Source organism: Micropruina sp., assembly GCF_027492755.1.
Lineage (GTDB): Bacteria > Actinomycetota > Actinomycetes > Propionibacteriales > Propionibacteriaceae > Micropruina.
In genome coordinates, this window is record NZ_JAPUED010000079.1 from 16329 (window position 1) to 17826 (window position 1498).

Annotated in this window: 3 protein-coding genes; all 3 read right to left on the bottom strand. The window is 68.4% G+C overall.

Translation table 11 applies throughout. The features are described 5' to 3' along the window. A partial coding sequence (locus tag Q0066_RS05305) for a hypothetical protein (protein WP_298130815.1) occupies window positions 1-294 on the bottom strand: 294 nt, incomplete at its 3' end. A 132-nt stretch (window positions 295-426) separates the two neighbouring features. After that, the gene (ybeY, locus tag Q0066_RS05310; protein WP_298130818.1) at window positions 427-882 is read right to left on the bottom strand and encodes an rRNA maturation RNase YbeY; all 456 of its coding nucleotides are present in this window, start codon (window positions 880-882) and stop codon (window positions 427-429) included. Further along, window positions 879-1498 (bottom strand): PhoH family protein (locus Q0066_RS05315; protein WP_298130821.1); only part of this gene is annotated, 620 nt, incomplete at its 5' end. The genes ybeY and Q0066_RS05315, both read right to left, overlap by 4 nt.

Below are 1498 nucleotides of genomic sequence, written 5' to 3' on the forward strand. Positions count from 1 at the left end.
GATGGTGTAGATGAGCAGGTGGAACCGGCCGTCCCAACCAGCTGTGCCTCCGTCGCCCACCACCTCGCGGTAGCCGGACGCCATCTGTCCCGACAGCCGGTACACCCCGACCCGGCCCCGGCGTTCGAGTTCCAGCTGTCCCCAGCGAACCAGCCGGTTCAGCAGTCCCTTGGCCGCCGGAACGGTCGCACCCAGTTCGGTGAGCACGGCGACCAGCACCGGTCCGGGCAGCGCGGACGCCTGGGCCGCGCCGAAGACGAACGGCACGGCCGACGCGTCGACGGCCGGCGGCATGCCCTCACAGTAGCGATTGCCGCCACTTGAGCCGGGCGATGCGAGGGAGTCCGGATGAGCCAGCAGTGCTTGGAGATCCCGGCCTTCGCCGGGATGACGATGGGCCGCACTCCCCCGTCGACCGGGCGTCGGTCAGCCGCGCTTGGCCGTCCAGGCGGCGATGATCCGGTCGTTGAGGCCGAACATCACCTTCTTCTCCTCGGGCTCGGCGTGGTCGTAGCCGAGCAGGTGCAGCAGGCCATGGATCAGCAGGTAGTCGGCCTCCTGCTCCGGCGTCCGGTTCGAATCGGACGCCTGCGCGGCGGTCACCTCAGGGCACAGCACGATGTCGCCGAGCATGCCCAGCGGCGACTCCTCGCCGTCCTTGGGCGGGCGGAGTTCGTCCATCGGGAAGCTCAGCACGTCGGTCGGGCCCGGTTCGTCCATGTACTTCTCGTGGTAGGCGGCCATCGTGTCGGTGTCGACCAGCAGGATGGACAGCTCGGTCTGCGGATGGATGCGCAGGCTGTCCAGGGCGAAGATGGCCAGCGCCACCAGCCGCTGCTCGTCGACCTCGACGCCGGACTCGTTGTTGATCTCGACGGTCATCGGCGCTCCCTGCGCTCGGCGGACGGATGCTGGGTGGATTCGAAACGGTCGTAGGCGGCCACGATGCGGCCGACCAGCTTGTGCCGCACCACATCGTGGTTGGTCAGCTGGCAAAAGGCGATGTCGTCGACGCCGTCCAGGATGCCCTGCACCATCCGCAGGCCCGATCGGGTGCCGGTGGGTAGGTCGACCTGGGTGACGTCGCCGGTGACCACGACCTTCGACCCGAAGCCGAGCCGGGTCAGGAACATCTTCATCTGCTCCATCGAGGTGTTCTGCGCCTCGTCGAGAATGATGAATGCGTCGTTAAGGGTGCGCCCCCGCATGTATGCCAGCGGCGCCACCTCGATGGTGCCTGCGGTCAGCAGCCTCGGCACCGACTCGGGGTCGACCATGTCGTGCAGGGCGTCGTAGAGCGGCCGCAGGTAGGGGTCGATCTTGTCGGTCAGCGTGCCGGGCAGGAAGCCGAGCCGCTCGCCGGCCTCGATCGCCGGCCGGGTCAGGATGATCCGGTTGACCTCCTTGGCCTGCAGCGCCTGGACCGCCTTCGCCATCGCCAGATAGGTCTTGCCGGTGCCGGCCGGGCCGATGCCGAACACCACCGTGTGGGCGTCGA